Genomic DNA, 15,310 nt, shown 5'->3' with positions numbered 1-15,310 from the left:
ACCCCTGCCTCAATCGGCCGGCGGCTGCTCGGTCTGAGCGCTCCACTGCGCACGCAGCACGCTGATGACATCGTCGAGCCCCGCTCCGGTGCGCAGCGCCTCGTCGGTCAGCTCGCGGATGCGCTTGAGCACGGCGTGGGGGAGCACCGCCGCCGATTCGGCGACGCGGGTTCCGGCGGCGGTGCGGCTGACGACGAGCCCCTCCTGCTCGAGCAGCTTGTAGGCCTTCGCGACGGTGCCGGGCGCGACGCCGAGGTCGGCGGCGGTCTGACGGACGGTGGGCAGGCGCTCATTCGCGGCAAGCATGCCCGACACGATGAGCCCACGCAGCTGGAGATAGATCTCGCGCGACGGCGTGCTCTCGTCGGCGCTGGAAAGCGGCCGGGTGATGGTCATCGGGCGTACCCGACATCCGTCCCCGGCGCTCCGGGCGCGGGGGCGATCGCGGCGGCGACCGAGTCGCGATCGGCGCGCGGGACGAGCGAACCGCCGACGACGAGGAGCATGCCGACGGCCACGATCTCGACGATCGGCGCGGCCGCGCCGGCGAGAGATGCAAGCTCCGCGTATCGCCATGCGACGTCGTACGAGGTGGTGGTGCCCGGGCCGTCGATCATCAGGGTCGTCGTCGAGGCCGCGTTGCCGATGAGACGCCACGCTGCCCCCAACGCGAGCAGGCACGCGCCCGTCGCCAGCCACACGATGCCGCCGGCGGTGCGGCGGCGGGCTGCGCGCTCGAGTGCGACGGTCTCGGGCCGGAGGAACGACCGCGCGGCGTTGCGGTCGAGGGCCCGCCAGACGACGATCACCAGCAGCGTCAGGCCGACGAGGGCGGGAACGCCGTAGGCCCAGCCATAGAACACGACGCGGAGGGGATCGACATCCGCTGCATTCGGGATCGGGATGACGAGCCACAGCCAATCGCCGTCATCGTTCGGCGACGAGGCGAGGCAGGCCGCGACGGTCGTCGCGACGAGCCCGAGCGCTGTGATCGTCAGAGCGACGAGGGTCATGGGCGAGCTGAACGAGACCCACGACCTCCGCACCGGCGGCGATACGGGACGCTCGGGCGCGCCCGATCCGCGCGTGCGAACGATGGCGAGCGCGGCGATGATGCCGGTCAGTGCGACGGCGAGCGGCGCCGCTACACGCCACCACGACGCCCCGGAGCCGTCCCAGACGTAGCCGCGGAAGAAGAACTCGAGGAAGAAGCCCAGAGCCACGGCGACGCCCGCGACGGCCAGGGCGACATGCTCCCCGGCGTACCGGCGCCGAAGCGCGGATCCGCGCTCTCCGATGAGCCCGGATCCGCGCTCGGCGCCACCGCTCGTGTTCGCGCGGATCGCGACGACGGTCGCCGCGGCGACGAGTCCGAGCACGAATGACACTGGCGGCCATGTCGCGATGGCGCCGGTGAGTTCGAGGGGCCCGAAGGTCGCGAGAGAAGGGATGAGCATGCGTGACGCCTTTCGCTTGTACCCCGATGGTGAAACAAAATGTATCAGGTTGATGGCACAAGGCGCCCCGCAGCTCGTGAGCAACTAAGGTTGACAAGCGCGCTCCGAGCAACCTAGGTTGCTTACATGGAATCCACTCGAATCGCCGGCGTCGCCGCAGACACGCGTGATCCGCGCGCGGGGCTGCGTGCCATCGCGTCGCTGCGTTCCCTCACGGAACGCCTCGAGCTCGCGCAGGTCGAGGCCGGCCTGCGCGCGGGCATGAGCTGGCAGGAGATCGCCGATGCGCTCGGCGTCTCGCGTCAGGCCGTGCACAAGAAGTACGCCAAACGGATCGACCCGACCATCGACATCCCGAGGAGAACCCGATGAGCAAGCTGACGGTCGCGACCGCGACGATGTACGAACTGTCACTCGCCGGTGCGGAGGAAGCCTCCCGGCTCGGCGAGCAGAGCGGCGACATCGACCACCTGCTGCTGGCGCTGACGATCAACGAGCAGGTCGCCGGGCAGGTTTTGCGCGCCCTGAGCGTCGACCTCGAACGCACACGTGCGGCGGTCGAGCAGCAGCACGCCGATCAACTCGCCTCGCTCGGGGTGCAAGCGGCGGCCCCCGGCCCCGGTCGCATCACCTACCACGAGCGCGGTGACTTCGAGTGGAACGACCGCGCCCTCGAGGTGCTGCGGCGCGCGGCCAAGGGCGGAAAGCGCGGCGACGCCGCTGCGGTGCTGCGCGAACTGCTCGCCGAGGGCAGCGGGCTGATCGCAGCGATTCTCGAGCGCCTCGAGACGACTCCCCAGCAGGTGCATGAGGTTCTCGATCAGGCGGAGCGGTACCCCGCCGTACCGAGCCGGGCCATGGATGACGGCGCGTCGATCTCGGGCGCCGGCGAAGCCCATGTCTCCGCCCCGGTCGCGGAGGTCTGGGCGCTCCTGAGCGATCCCGCACGGATGCCGGAGTGGGATCCCGGTTTCGGCCGGGTCGATGATCTGCCCGACGAGATCGAGCCGGGGGCGAGCTGGACCGCCTACGCGCTCGAGACCGCGCCGAACGGCAAGCCGCAGCGGGTGAATCCCGAGCGTCGCCGTGCCCGCATCGAGCTCGTCGAGAGCGAGCCGACGAGCGCGATCGAGTGGGTGACGACCTGGCCCGATTCGCCGAAGTCGAACCGGCGCCGCATGCGGATCGTGCTGGAACCCGCTGCCGGCGGCACCCGGCTGCTGATCCAGCAGGGGTGGGAGCGCACCGCGAAGCGACGGGCTCTTCCCCTGCTGCGTCGAGTGATGCGGCCGCTGTACAACGCCGCGATCTGGCTGCAGATCTCACAGATCGGCGCGTCGATCGGTCGCGCGTTCCGGTGAACGCCGGGTGAGGCGCCCCGCGTAGGGTCGGGGGATGACGAGTGAAGCGACACCCCGACCGAACCGTCTCACCGAGCCCCCTCTCACCCGGCCCTACGTCGGCGCGCCTGCGCTCGTCGCATTGCGGCGGTTCGTCCAGAACTACGCGAACTTCCGCGGGCGTGCGAGTCGGTCCGAGTTCTGGTGGCCGATGCTCGTTGTCGTGCTGTTCCCGATCGTCGTGCAGATCATCAACGGCCTCGTCACCGGGGACTGGCGACCGATCGACACCCGGGTCGTGCAGGATCTACCCGACGTTATCGTGCTGGTGTTCTCGCTGGTCACCCTGCTGCCGATGCTGGCGGTAACGTGGCGCCGGCTGCACGATACCGACCGCAGCGGCATGTGGTTCTTCTTGATCGTCCTGCCCCTGATCGGATGGATCGCTCTCGCGATCATGCTCTCGATCCGGGGCGAGCGCGGCGGAGCGCGATTCGACTCCGCCGGCGCGTGACGCCGCCTACGAGCGGCGGGCGATGAGTACGGCGATGACGGCGACGACACCGATGACCGCCGCGATGCGCGCGGCCTTGCCGGTGCGACGGGTGAGGCTCAGCGCGCCGTCGGCGATCGCGACGTTCTGATCGATCCGGGCGGTGGCGAACCCGGCGGCCGCGTCGACGATTCTGTCCGCCACGTCGGGTACGGCGTCGGGCAGTGCCTCCTTCGCGGCATCCCGAACCTTGTGGATGGCGCCCTTGCCGGCATCCCCGACGCCGTGCACGACCCGCGAAGCCGCGCCCGTCACGCCCTTCGGGCGCTCGGGCTGGTCGGGCGTGGACGCGTGGTCGGCCGTGTCGGCGGCGGCGGCAGCAGGCGTGGCGTCATCATCGGCCGTGGCAGGTGAGGTGTTGGCGTCGGTCATGACGGCTCCGTTCGTCGGTGCGAGAGGTCCCGAGGAAACTGTCGCACCGCCGACGAGTTGCCGAGAGGCCCTAGCCGCGGCGTGGGTTTTCGCGTATGCCGGCCTCAGCCGAGCGCGTCGATGACCTCGGTTCGGCGCTGCGGGAGATCGCGGCTCGCGGCATCCCAGATGCGCGTCATGCACGACGTCGAGAAGCGCGGCCACCCGGGGTCGCCGTCGCGGATGAAAGCGACCCACGCCGCGTGCATGTCGCGCGCGAGGTCGGCGGGCGCGTCGGGGCCCGCCAACAGCAGCGCCTCGGGGTCGCCGAGCCGATCGAAGGCGAAGCCGATCTCGAGGGCATGCGCGGCATCCAAACCCCGGATGGGGCTGCGCCAGCTGAACTCGTAGACGAACGTCGGCGCGGTGCGGGCACGGGCGATCCGCGTGGCGGGGGCGCGCAGCATCCGGTCGGTGAGGAGCTGACCGAGCACCTCGCCGGGCGATGCGCCGGGCAAGGCGCGCGCGACGGCCCGCGCCGCCCGCTCCGGCACACCGATAGCTCGTCGCGCGACCCACGCCTTCAGATGCCCGATCCCGGCGATGGCCTCGGGCGTGAGCCACAGGCGGTACTCGTCGGTGTTGGTCCCGATCAGGACCGGCACATCCGCTGACCGCAGCGCGATCTCGGGCGCCTCGGGCAGCGACTCCTCGTCGAGAGCGAGCACAAAACCGGGAGCGCCGCGCAGCGGGCTCGACCCCGCCGACGCTCGCGAACGGGCACTCAGCAGATCGGCGATCGGCGCCGCGGCGAAGGCGTCACGAGTGGTCGGGATGCCGAGCTCGCGGGCCACCGCGTCAGACGCGCGGCGTGCTCTGTCAGGCTCGGCGGCCTCGAGCGGTCCCGACTGGATGATGGCGCCCGCGACGAGAGCGCGAGAGGAGGGCTCGCTCACGAGCGCGGCGACGAGGGCACCGCCCGCCGACTCGCCCATGAGCGTGATGCGCGCCGGATCGCCCCCGAAGGCGCCGACCTCGTCGCTGACCCAGCGCAACGCCGCCGCGGCATCCCGCAGTCCGAGGTTGAGGGGTGCACCATCGAGCACGCTGAAGCCTTCGACGCCGAGCCGGTAGTTCGCCGAGACGAAGACGATGCCGTCCCGGGCGAACGTGGTGCCGTCGTACATCGTCTGGGCGGCAGCGCCGCGCTCCAGCGCGCCGCCGTGCAGCCACAGAACGACGGGCGCATTCTCCGCCTCCGCGGGCGCCCACACGTTGACGGTGAGGATGTCGTCGCCCTCGATCGTCGGCACGGTGAGGAGTTCGCCGAGGGCGCCGGGGTAGGGGGTCTGCGGCGCGGTCGCACCGAACCGCGTCGCGTCGCGCTCGCCGTCCCACGGGTCGACCGGTTCGGCGACGCGGAACCGGCGCTCGACCACCGGCGGTTTCGCGTACGGGATGCCGAGGTAGCGGTCTATCCCGTTCGCGTGAGTGCCCCGCACCACGCCCCGCCCGATGGTGGCCCGTGCCTCGTTCGAGACCGCTTCGTGCGACATCCCTGCTCCCTCCGTTCCTTCCACCGTATGAGAGCCGCTTATGAGGCGTCTCGGCATCCCCCCGGCGCGGCCGTCATGCGCGACGACCGATCAGCGGATCGTCCAGGGCACACGCTCATTCGGCTATGTCCGCCTGGCATCACCGGTTCTAGCGTGTGAAATCCGGCTGCTACCCGAGCAGCTCGTCGCACACATGCAAAGGGGCATCGATGTCTACTCCACCCCGGCGGCTCCGCGGCCGTCGCCTTCTTCCGCTCGCGATCACCGTCGCCGTCATCGCGCCGCTCGCGGCCTGTTCCGCACCCGCCGACGAGGGTCCGGTCACCCTCACGTTCCAGACCTGGGTGCCCGGCATCGACCAGGCCGTCGACCTCTTCAACGAGCAGCACGACGACATCCAGGTCGAGCTGCAGACGATCGTCTCGGGCGCCGAGGGCGGCTACGCCAAGATGCTCTCGGATGTCCAGGCCGGCAACCCGGCGGATGTCGCACAGGTCGGCTACGACCAGATGCCGACCTTCCTGCTCAACGGCGCCCTCGAAGACATCACCGACTACGTGGGCGATGACGTCGACGTCTTCTCCGACTGGCAGATCGGCGCGACGACGTTCGGCGACCGGGTGTACGGCATCCCGCAGGCGGCGGGCCCGATGGGGCTCTACTACCGATCGGACGTGTTCGCCGAGGCGGGCATCACCGAGGCCCCCGCGACGTGGGACGACTTCTACGCGGCCGCCGTCGCGGTGCGGGCGACGGCGCCCGACCGCTACATCGCGGCGTTCGCGCCGAACCAGGCCGCCTGGATGGAGGGCCTCGCCGAACAGGCGGGCGAACCCTGGTTCCAGGTCGAGGGCGACGCCTGGAAGGTCGCGATCGACAACCCCGACACCTTGCGCATGGCCGAGTACTGGCAGCGCCTCATCGACGAAGACCTCGTGAAGGTGCAGGCCGACCTGTCGAGCGAGTGGTTCGCCGACGTGCAGGCCGGGCGCATCGTGTCGTGGATGAGCGGCTCGTGGGCCGACGCGATCATCCGCAACAACGCCCCCGAGACCTCGGGGCTCTGGTCGGTCGGACTCATGCCGCAGTGGGACGAGGCGAACCCCCGCTCGGCGAGCTGGTCGGGCGGTTCCGCCAACGTCGTGCTGAAAGGTTCGGCGCACCCCGAGCAGGCGGCCGAGTTCGCCCTGTGGCTCAACAGCAACCTCGACAGCGTGAGCCTGCTCACCGAGAACGGTGCCGGTTGGCCCGCGATCGCCGACGTCGACTCGATCCCCTCGATCCAATCGGCCCCCGAGGTGTTCGAGTTCTTCGGCGGCCAGGACATCTGGGATGTCTTCGCCGAGTCGAATGAGCAGGTGGCACGCGACTGGCAGTGGCCGCCGCTGGTCGACGCGCTCAACGCGAGCCTCCTCGACGAGGTCGCTGCCGCTGTCGAGTCGGGCACGCCCCTCACCGAGGCCTACGCCAAGGTGCAGGAGCAGATGGTGGCCGAGATGACGGCGAAGGGGATCTCGGTCGCCGACTGATCCGAACGGGGCGGGTGGCAGCGACGCCACCCGCCCCTCCCGGTCGCGCCCCGAAGGGAATCGCATGCACACCACCCGAAGCCGACTGCCGCTGTTGCTGCTGCTCGGCCCGTTCCTCCTCGCCTTCGCCGTCTTCTACGTCGCCCCCATCGTCTGGGCGATCGTGCAGAGCCTCTTCTCGGTCCGCGCGAGCGGGCTCGGGCTCGGTGCGCCGGAAACGCTCTTCGTCGGCCTCGACAACTATGTCCGGGCGCTCGCGAACCCCGCGTTCGTCTCGAGCCTCGGACGCATCGCCGTCTTCGCACTCATCCAGGTGCCGTTGATGGTCGTGCTCTCGGCGGTGCTCGCCCTGCTGCTCGAGTCGACCCGGGCCCGCTGGCCGCAGTTCTTCCGCGTGGCGTTCTTCATGCCCTACGGCGTGCCGGGCGTCATCGCCTCGCTGCTGTGGAGCTTCCTCTACGTGCCGAGCACGAGTCCGATCCTCCAGGGGCTCTCCGCCCTCGGCATCTCGGCCGCCCCGCTCGAATCGGGCACCGTCATGTTCGCCATCGCGAACATCGGCATCTGGACGTTCGCCGGCTACAACATGCTGGTCCTCATCGCGGCGCTCCAGGCCGTGCCCGCCGACCTGTACGAGGCCGCGCGCATCGACGGGGCGGGCGAATGGCGCATCGTGTGGGAGATCAAGCTGCCGCTGCTGAGGCCTTCGCTCGTACTGACGACGGTGTTCACGATCATCGGCACGCTGCAACTGTTCGTCGAACCTCTCGTGCTCCGCCCGCTGACGACCGCCATCAACACCGACTACACACCGAACCTCGCCGCCTACAACCAGGCGTTCACGCAGAGCAACCCGAATCTCGCCGCCGCGATGGCCGTCATCGTCGCCGTCATCGCCTTCGTGTTCTCGTTCGTCTTCCTGCGGCTGGTCAATCGGAAGGGGAACCGCGCATGGTGATCGCACCCGTCACCGAATCCACCCGCTCGGTCACCACCGGCGCGGCATCCGATCGCCGCGCTGCCCGCCGCGGCGGCGCCGGGGGACCGGGTGCCGGCTTCTGGGGGTCGCTGCCGACCCTTGCCGTCCTCGTCGCCGCCCTGGTGTACTTCGCGCTGCCGGTGGTGTGGGTGCTGTTCGCGGCGACCAAGAGCAACGCCGACCTGTTCGGCTCGTTCGGGCTCTGGTTCAGCGACGCCCCGCAGCCGCTGACCAACCTTCAGAACCTCTTCGCGACCGACCGCGGCATCTACACCCAGTGGCTGCTCAACAGCCTGTTCTACTCGGGGCTCGGCGCGCTCATCGCCACCGTCCTCAGCGGGGCCGCGGGGTACGCGTTCGCCAAGTACGCCTTCGCCGGGCGTGAAGCGGTGTTCGCGATGATCCTCGGCGGCGTCCTCGTGCCCGCGACCGTCATCGCGCTGCCGACCTACTTCATGTTCAATGCGGTGGGCCTGACCGGGACGTACTGGTCGTTCCTGCTGCCGAGCATCGTCAGTCCGTTCGGTGTGTACCTCTGCCGCATCTATGCCACCGCGGGCGTGCCCGACGAGGTGATCGAGGCTGCGCGCCTCGACGGTGCCGGCGACGTGCGCATCTTCGCGACGATGGCCACCCGCATGATGGCGCCCGCCCTCGTGACGGTGTTCCTGTTCCAGTTCGTGGGAATCTGGAACAACTACCTGCTGCCGCTCGTCATGCTCAACGACGCCCGCACGTTCCCGGTCACCCTCGGGCTCATGCTCTGGAACGGTCAGACGCAGCGAGCGCCGCTGTACTACGAGCTCGTCGTCACGGGAGCCGCGGTCTCGGCCGTCCTGCTCATCGTGGTCATGGCCGCTCTGCAACGATTCTGGCGAGCCGGTCTCACCGCCGGCGCGACGAAGGGATGACCCGATGACCCGCTATCTCGGCTCCGGACACGACCCAGCCCCCGACACCCGCGCGCTGACGGGGGTCGTGCCCGCGCACCTTCCGCCGCGCCTGACGATCACGCTCTGGGACTTCTCCTGGTACACGCGTGCCGGCGACGGCGAGCCCTACGCCGACCTCGGCGCCGCGCTCGATGAGGCCGTCGATCGCGGCTACAACGCCGTCCGCATCTGCGCGGCACCGCTACTGCTGTTCGGCGGCCTCGGGCTCGACGACCTCGCGAGCGACCTCGAGATCGAGGGGCTCGGGCGCTCGCCGCACGGCGAGGTGTTCGGCAACGGAACGCGGTGGTACGACGTGCCCGGCGGCTACCGGCTCGACCTGCGCTCGCGCTTCTTCGATCTGCTGCGCGGTGCCCGTGAACGAGGCATCGTCGTCATCCTCGCAAGTTGGGAGTACCAGCAGTCGCCGGCGTTCGCGGCTGACGAGCGCTGGTTCCGCGCGATCGATGCGGTGCCGCTCGCCGAGCGCTACGACGTCCTGGCGACGGCGACGATCCGGATGCTCGACGAGATCGAGTCCGCGGGGCTGGCCGACACGATCGCGTTCACCGAGCTCCACAACGAGGTCGACTTCTCGATCGTCCCCGCCTTCGCCGACGGCGGAGACGCCGCCCTCGATCGAGTGCGTGCCGCGCATCCCGGCCACCTCGTCACCGCGAGCTACGGCAAGGCCCCCTTCCTCGATCTCGTCGGGCTGTCCGACCGATTCCAGGTGGCGCAGCTGCACGTCTACGCGTACGGCGTGCTCGATGCGCTGCAGCGACGCATCGACATCCGTTCCGAAGGCACCGACGGCTTCCCGGGTGAGGCCATGCGGGCGCTGCTGGTCGACGACGCGCCCTCGTTCGCCGAGTACGGCCGGGCCGCCGACTGGAAGTTCGAGGCCACCGTCATCACCGACCAGCAGATCTACGGCTACGACTGGGTCGACCCCGACCTGTGGGACCGGTGGCTCTACAACCACTACGGGCTCTACCGCGAAGAGATGCTGCGCGAGATCCGGTCACGAGTGACGGCGCTCGCCGCGTGGTCGCGGCGCCGCGGCATCCCCGCCGTCGTGGGGGAGGGCTGGGTGGGTTACACCCCGCTCCGGGCCGACTTCGAAGACGGCCCCGTCGGCACCGAGCTCGCCGAGCACGGCGTGCGCACGGCGCTCGAGCACGGCGTGTGGGGCATGGTGCTCAGCTCGAACGCGGCGCCCCATCATCCGCAGTGGTCGGATGTCGCGTGGCAGCGGCGCCTCAACGCCGAGATCCTCGCTGCCCCGACGACGGCCGCCGACGACCGGGATTGAGCGGCGTCATCCGCGACGCTCCTCGCGGTAGCGGCTCGGGCTCATCCCGTGCACGCGTCGGAAGTGCCGCGAGAAGTAGAACGGGTCGCTGTAGCCGACGTCTGTCGCGATCTGGCCGACGGTGCGATCGGTGCGCTCCAGGAGGGTGCGCGCCGCCGTCATCCGGAGCGCCGTGTGGTACGCCAGGACGCCGCCGCCCGTCGCGCGCCGGAAGAGCGACGTGAGATGGGATGCCGACACCCCGACCAGTGCCGCCAGCTCGCTGACCGGCACTGCGCTGTCGAGCCGCTCGGACAGGAACGTCATCGCGCGCTCGAGCGGGTCGCCGCGCTCGGGTAGTGCCTGGTCGGACGCGAGCTGGGTCATGAGCTTGAACGCGGCACCCGTGACGGCGACCAGACGCACGGGCGACTGGTCGCGTTCGAGCCCCCGCACGATCTCGTCGAGCAGCGACACCGCGCGCTCGACGCTGTGGAGGCGCACGAGCGGTCGTGCGGCCGTGGTGCCGATCGCCGCGGTGAGGTCGTCGACGTCGGAGCCGACGACATGGCACCACCAGATCGTCCAGGGATCGTCGGCATCCGCGCCGTAGGCGTGCGGCGTGCGGGCCGGGATCACCACCGCGGTGCCCGCCTGCACGCGGTGGCGCGTGCCGCCGATCTCGACCCACCCGGAGCCCGCCGTACAGACGATGACGATCGTCGTGCGGATGCCGCGGTCGCGGGTGCGACCATGATCGGCGGCATGCGGGAACCAGCCGGCGTCGGTGACGACCAGGCGGCGGGTCACGGGGCGCTGCAGCGCGGCGGTGATCGCCGGTGCTGGCACGACGCACAGGCGTTCGCCCGCGAAACCGTCTGAGATGGCCATGATCGTCATCCTGACACATCGGCGGATCGTCCAGGTGCACGGCCGCTTCCGCCATGTCGCGGCCGGGTTCGCTCGGCGACGCTGGAGGCATGCATTCGACCTCGACATCCTCGCTGCGTCTTCCCGAGCCGCCCGCGGACGAGCAGGTGACGCTCGACGACGGCGGCGTGGCCGTCTGGGAGCAGCCGCTCACGATTCCCACGTACGAGCCGGCGCCACCGGAGAAGCTTCCGATGTTCTTCGACCGCCGGGTCTACCAGGGGTCGAGCGGACGGGTGTACCCGCTGCCCTTCACCGAGCGGATCGCCGCCGAGCCGCGCGACCGCGACTGGCGTGCCGTGCACCTCGAGAACCGCTGGATCCGGCTGGTGCTCCTCCCCGAGCTCGGCGGCCGCATCCACATCGGCTACGACAAGACCGCCGAGTACGACTTCTTCTACCGCAACAACGTGATCAAGCCCGCCCTCGTCGGGCTCGCCGGTCCGTGGGTGTCGGGAGGCGTCGAGTTCAACTGGCCGCAGCATCACCGACCCGCCACCTTCCTGCCCATGGAGAGCTGGATCGAACGCGAACCCGACGGGGCGGTCACGGTCTGGATGTCGGATCACGATCCCTTCGCGCGCATGCGCGGCACCCACGGCATCCGCCTGCGTCCCGACAGCTCGCTGATCGAGCTGCGCGCCCGGCTGCACAACCGCACCGAGGTGCCGCAGACGTTCCTCTGGTGGGCGAACGTCGCCGCGCGAGCGCACGAGGATTACCAGTCGTTCTTCCCGACCGACGTCCGGTACGTCGCCGATCACGCGCGTCGCGCCATCACAGCCTTCCCACGAGCCGACCGCCCCTACTACGGCGTCGACTACCCGGCTCGGGTCGATGCGGCCCACCCCGATGCCGACCGCATCGACTACTACGGCAACATCCCCGTGCCGACGTCGTACATGGTGGTCGAGACGCGGGACGACTTCTTCGGCGGCTACGACCACGCGGCCGGAGCGGGCTTCGTGCACTGGGCCGATCGCCGCATCGCGCCGGGCAAGAAGCAGTGGACGTGGGGCAACGCCCCCTTCGGCCACGCCTGGGACGACCAGCTGACCGACGGCGACGGCCCCTATGTCGAGCTGATGGCCGGTGTGTACACCGACAACCAGCCCGACTTCTCGTACCTCGCGCCCGGCGAGGTCAAGACGTTCTCGCAGTTCTGGTTCCCGATCACCGGCATCGGCGCCGCGCATCAGGCCACGAGGGATGCCGCCGTCTCGGTGCGTCTCGAGGAGGGTCACGTGCACATCGGCGTTGCCGTCACCTCGGATGCGCCTGGCGCCCGCGTGCGCGTGACGCTCGGGGCCGACACGGAAGAGCGCGTCGTCGACCTCGGGCCGGGCCGCCCCTGGATCGACTCGATGCCCTGCCCCCACGGGGTCGACGCCACCCGGATCGAGGTCATCGTCCACGACGGCGATCGCGAACTCATCCGGTGGCGGCCGCGCTCGGATGACGACGGCGCGCCCGAGCCCGCCGTCGCGACCGAGCCGCCGCTGCCCGCAGACATCGCCTCAGCCGACGAGCTCTACCTCACGGGGGTTCACCTGGCGCAGTACCGCCATCCCACACGGCATCCCGAGCCCTACTGGGAAGAGGCGCTTCGCCGTGACCCGGGCGACGCACGCTCGAACACCGCGCTCGGCGCCTCGGCCTACGCTCGCGGCGAGTACGACGTGGCTGCCGTATACCTACGCGCAGCCGTCGAGCGCCTCACGTTCCGCAACCCGAACCCCGCGGACGGCGAGGCGCACTACCGCCTCGGACTCGTCGAGACGCGCCGGGGCCACGACGCTGGTGCCTACGACGCGTTCGCGAAGGCCGCCTGGGATGTGCGGTGGGCGCACCCCGCCAGCGTGCAGATGGGGTTGCTCGACGCGCGGGCGGGGCGCGACCTCGCCGCACTCGGCCGCCTCGACGACGCGCTGCGTCACGGGTCGGATGACCCGCTCGCGCGCAACGTCCGGGTGATCGTGCTGCGCCGTCTCGGGCGCGAGTCCGAAGCCGACGCTGAACTCGCGACGCTTGAGCAGAGCGATCGGCTCGACGTGTTCACCGCCTACCTCGCTCGCCGCGCCCTGCCGGACGACGGGCTCATGCTGCTCGATCTCGCGGGCGATCTCGCCCGCGCGGGGCAGCGAGACGACGCGCTCGCCGTCCTCGCCGCGGCGGCCGGGGCCTCGGCCACCGGCACCGGCGGCATCGCTCCGGTCGCCGAGTACGAGCGGGCGCGGCTGCTCGACGAGGCAGGCGAGACGGATGCCGCCGCCGACGCTCGCCATCGCGCGCAGCGCGCACCCGCTGACTGGGTGTTTCCCGCGGGGCTCGACGCCCACGACGCCCTTGAAGCTGCCGTTGCAGCCGATCCGGCTGACGCGCGGGCGCGGGCGCTGCTCGGCATGTGGCTCTACGACCGCGGCCGCCGGACGGATGCGTTGGTGCAGTGGCGTGCGGCCCTCGACGACGCGACGCGCGATGGCGTGCTGCTGCGCAACGCCGCGCTGGCCACGGCGGAGGTCGAGGGCGATCTCGACGCCGCCGCCGCCCTGTACGACCGGGCCGTCGAGGTGAGCGACGACCCGCGCCTGTGGTTCGAGCTCGACCAGCTCGCGCAGCGGCGCGGCATCTCGGCAGCGGCCCGGTTGGCGAGACTCGAGCCGTATCGAGACCGGCTCATCGTGCGCGATGACCTGCTCGTCACGGTGGCCGACCTGCTGACGACGACCGGGCGTGCCGCCGAGGCCCTCGACCTGCTCCTGAGCAGGCCGCTCCAGCCCTGGGAAGGCGGCGAGGGCGTCGCGATCCGCGCGTTCGCCCGGGCATCGATCGCGCGCGCCGGCGAACTCGGACACGACGCCGCGCGCGCAGCGGCGCTGCTCGAACGAGCGCTCGACACGCCGCGCTCGCTCGGCGAGGCATGGCATCTGCTCGACAGTCGTGCGGCCCTCTGGCTGCGGCTCGGGCATTGCCGGGCGAGCCTGGGTGACGCGGCCGCGGCCGACGACGCCTGGCGCACGGCGGCGACGGAAGCGGCGACCGCCGAGATCGACGCGGAATCGCTCGACGGCGCGCGGGCCGCCTGCGCCCGGGGAGACGAGGAAGCTGCCGCTGACCTGCGGTCACGCGTCGCGGCACGGGTGAGCGAGCTGCGCTCGGCTCCCGCGCGCGTCGACTACTTCGCGACGTCACTGCCCGAGACGCTGCTCTTCTCGCTCGATCCGGCCGAGGCGGCGCGGCGCCGTGCGGACGAGCTCGCGGCGGCCCTCGCTCGCTACGACGAGGAACACGCCGCGGCTCGCGCAGCCGGCCCGGCGACCGGATCGGCGAAGCGGCCGGTGAACGCATGATCGGCATCCCCGACCGCATGATGGCCAGCGTGCTGGTCTCGCCGGGCCGGCTCGAGGTCCGCGACGTCGCCCTGCCGGTGATGGAACCGGGCGACGTGCTCGTCGAGCTCACCGCCGTCGGGCTGTGCGGTTCGGACGTGCACTTCTTCGAGCACGGCCGGGTGGGTGACCTCGTGGTGGAGAGCCCGCTCATCCTCGGTCACGAGGCCGCGGGAGTCATCGCTGCGGTCGCCTCGGCAGCCGACGAGCACCGGATCGGCGAGCGCGTCGCGATCGATCCGCAGCGCCCCTGCCGGTGGTGTCCGGCATGCCGGGCCGGGCGCTCGAACCTCTGCGAGCGGATGCGGTTCCCTTCGGCGCCGCCCGAGAACGGCGCGTTCGCGCGATACCTGGCGGTGCCCGCGGATGCGGCGCACCCGTTGCCCGAGACGATGAGCGACGACGAGGGAGCGCTGCTCGAGCCCTTGTCGGTCGGTATCGCGGCGGTGCGCAAGGCCGGGGTGGTGCCGGGCTCGAGGGTGCTGGTCGCCGGGGCCGGACCCATCGGCATCCTGACCGGTGCCGCGGCGCGAGCCTTCGGTGCCGCGGAGGTCGTCGTGGCCGACCCGGTGGCGGCTCGACGGGATGTCGCGCTCGCGCACGGAGCCACACGCGCGGTCGATCCCGCCGAGGTGGCCGAGCTCGACGGCCGTATGGACGCGTTCGTCGACGCTTCGGGTGCACGAGCGGCGATCGCCGCGGGCCTCCGGTCGCTCCGCGGCGCCGGGCGTGCCGTGCTCGTCGGCATGGGGTCCGCGACCGTCGACCTCGACCTGTTCCTGCTGCAGAGCCGTGAGCTCGTGGTCGAGGGGCTCTTCCGATACGTCGACACGTGGCCGCTCGCCATCGAGCTGGTCGCCTCGGGTGCGGTGCGGGTCGACGACCTCGTCACGGCGCGTGGTGGGCTCGACGACCTCGCGGGCTTCTTCGCGCGCAACTCCGACCCCGACACGATGAAGTTCCTCGTCGACCCCCGGGTGCGGTGACGGTCGAGGGCTCC

Annotated in this window: 14 protein-coding genes; 9 read left to right on the top strand and 5 right to left on the bottom strand. The window is 71.0% G+C overall.

Annotation, left to right across the window (positions count from 1 at the left end; all coding sequences use genetic code 11):
• Positions 1-9: 9 nt before the first annotated feature.
• Together ACU6RU_RS09005 and ACU6RU_RS09000 are read right to left on the bottom strand one after the other, a co-directional pair.
• Positions 10-396 carry a GntR family transcriptional regulator gene (locus ACU6RU_RS09005; RefSeq protein WP_446726355.1) on the bottom strand — a complete coding sequence of 129 codons (387 nt, stop codon included), beginning with the start codon at positions 394-396 and terminating at the stop codon, positions 10-12.
• Positions 393-1,457 (bottom strand): hypothetical protein, encoded by a 1,065-nt coding sequence (locus ACU6RU_RS09000; protein WP_446726354.1) that lies wholly within the window; start codon positions 1,455-1,457, stop codon positions 393-395. The genes ACU6RU_RS09005 and ACU6RU_RS09000 overlap by 4 nt, the downstream gene beginning before the upstream one ends.
• 126 nt (positions 1,458-1,583) lie before the next feature.
• Here ACU6RU_RS09000 and ACU6RU_RS08995 point away from each other — a divergent pair, with 126 nt between their 5' ends.
• The 3 genes from ACU6RU_RS08995 to ACU6RU_RS08985 are packed head-to-tail and all read left to right on the top strand — an operon-like array spanning position 1,584 to position 3,311.
• Positions 1,584-1,829 carry a helix-turn-helix domain-containing protein gene (locus ACU6RU_RS08995; protein WP_120265088.1) on the top strand — a complete coding sequence of 82 codons (246 nt, stop codon included), beginning with the start codon at positions 1,584-1,586 and terminating at the stop codon, positions 1,827-1,829.
• Positions 1,826-2,818, top strand: a complete 993-nt coding sequence (locus tag ACU6RU_RS08990; RefSeq protein ID WP_289329776.1) for an SRPBCC family protein — start codon at positions 1,826-1,828, stop codon at positions 2,816-2,818. The genes ACU6RU_RS08995 and ACU6RU_RS08990 overlap by 4 nt, the downstream gene beginning before the upstream one ends.
• 34 nt (positions 2,819-2,852) lie before the next feature.
• Positions 2,853-3,311, top strand: coding sequence for a DUF805 domain-containing protein (locus ACU6RU_RS08985; protein WP_289329775.1), 459 nt, complete (start codon positions 2,853-2,855; stop codon positions 3,309-3,311).
• A 6-nt stretch (positions 3,312-3,317) separates the two neighbouring features.
• On the opposite strand, the gene ACU6RU_RS08980 is transcribed toward ACU6RU_RS08985, so the two are convergent.
• Both ACU6RU_RS08980 and ACU6RU_RS08975 read right to left on the bottom strand, forming a co-directional pair.
• Entirely contained in the window at positions 3,318-3,722 is a 405-nt protein-coding gene (locus tag ACU6RU_RS08980) for a hypothetical protein (protein ID WP_289329774.1), read from the bottom strand.
• Between the two features lie 104 nt (positions 3,723-3,826).
• Positions 3,827-5,257: a carboxylesterase/lipase family protein gene (locus ACU6RU_RS08975; RefSeq protein WP_446726353.1), complete on the bottom strand. Its 1,431-nt coding sequence runs from the start codon at positions 5,255-5,257 to the stop codon at positions 3,827-3,829.
• Between the two features lie 209 nt (positions 5,258-5,466).
• Here ACU6RU_RS08975 and ACU6RU_RS08970 point away from each other — a divergent pair, with 209 nt between their 5' ends.
• The 4 genes from ACU6RU_RS08970 to ACU6RU_RS08955 all read left to right on the top strand — a co-directional run bounded on the left by ACU6RU_RS08970 (position 5,467) and on the right by ACU6RU_RS08955 (position 10,012).
• Positions 5,467-6,786 carry an ABC transporter substrate-binding protein gene (locus ACU6RU_RS08970; protein ID WP_446726352.1) on the top strand — a complete coding sequence of 440 codons (1,320 nt, stop codon included), beginning with the start codon at positions 5,467-5,469 and terminating at the stop codon, positions 6,784-6,786.
• 64 nt (positions 6,787-6,850) lie between these two features.
• Positions 6,851-7,744, top strand: coding sequence for a carbohydrate ABC transporter permease (locus ACU6RU_RS08965; protein WP_183045425.1), 894 nt, complete (start codon positions 6,851-6,853; stop codon positions 7,742-7,744).
• Entirely contained in the window at positions 7,738-8,676 is a 939-nt protein-coding gene (locus ACU6RU_RS08960) for a carbohydrate ABC transporter permease (RefSeq protein WP_446726351.1), read from the top strand. Before ACU6RU_RS08965 ends, ACU6RU_RS08960 begins: the two co-directional genes overlap by 7 nt.
• A gap of 4 nt (positions 8,677-8,680) precedes the next feature.
• A complete protein-coding gene (locus tag ACU6RU_RS08955) occupies positions 8,681-10,012 on the top strand; it encodes a cellulase-like family protein (RefSeq protein WP_446726350.1) in 1,332 nt (443 codons plus the stop codon).
• Between the two features lie 6 nt (positions 10,013-10,018).
• Here ACU6RU_RS08955 and ACU6RU_RS08950 read toward each other — a convergent pair whose 3' ends face one another.
• Positions 10,019-10,882 (bottom strand): AraC family transcriptional regulator, encoded by an 864-nt coding sequence (locus ACU6RU_RS08950; protein ID WP_446726349.1) that lies wholly within the window; start codon positions 10,880-10,882, stop codon positions 10,019-10,021.
• A gap of 89 nt (positions 10,883-10,971) precedes the next feature.
• Between ACU6RU_RS08950 and ACU6RU_RS08945 the strand changes: the two genes are divergently transcribed.
• Both ACU6RU_RS08945 and ACU6RU_RS08940 read left to right on the top strand, forming a co-directional pair.
• Positions 10,972-14,271 carry a DUF5107 domain-containing protein gene (locus tag ACU6RU_RS08945; RefSeq protein ID WP_446726348.1) on the top strand — a complete coding sequence of 1,100 codons (3,300 nt, stop codon included), beginning with the start codon at positions 10,972-10,974 and terminating at the stop codon, positions 14,269-14,271.
• Entirely contained in the window at positions 14,268-15,296 is a 1,029-nt protein-coding gene (locus ACU6RU_RS08940; protein WP_289329768.1) for an alcohol dehydrogenase catalytic domain-containing protein, read from the top strand. Before ACU6RU_RS08945 ends, ACU6RU_RS08940 begins: the two co-directional genes overlap by 4 nt.
• The last annotated feature ends 14 nt before the right edge of the window (positions 15,297-15,310 follow it).

The sequence above is a fragment of the Microbacterium sp. F1-18 genome (assembly GCF_052921305.1).
Note: the sequence above shows the minus strand (reverse complement) of the source record. Positions and strands in the feature narration are given on the sequence as shown.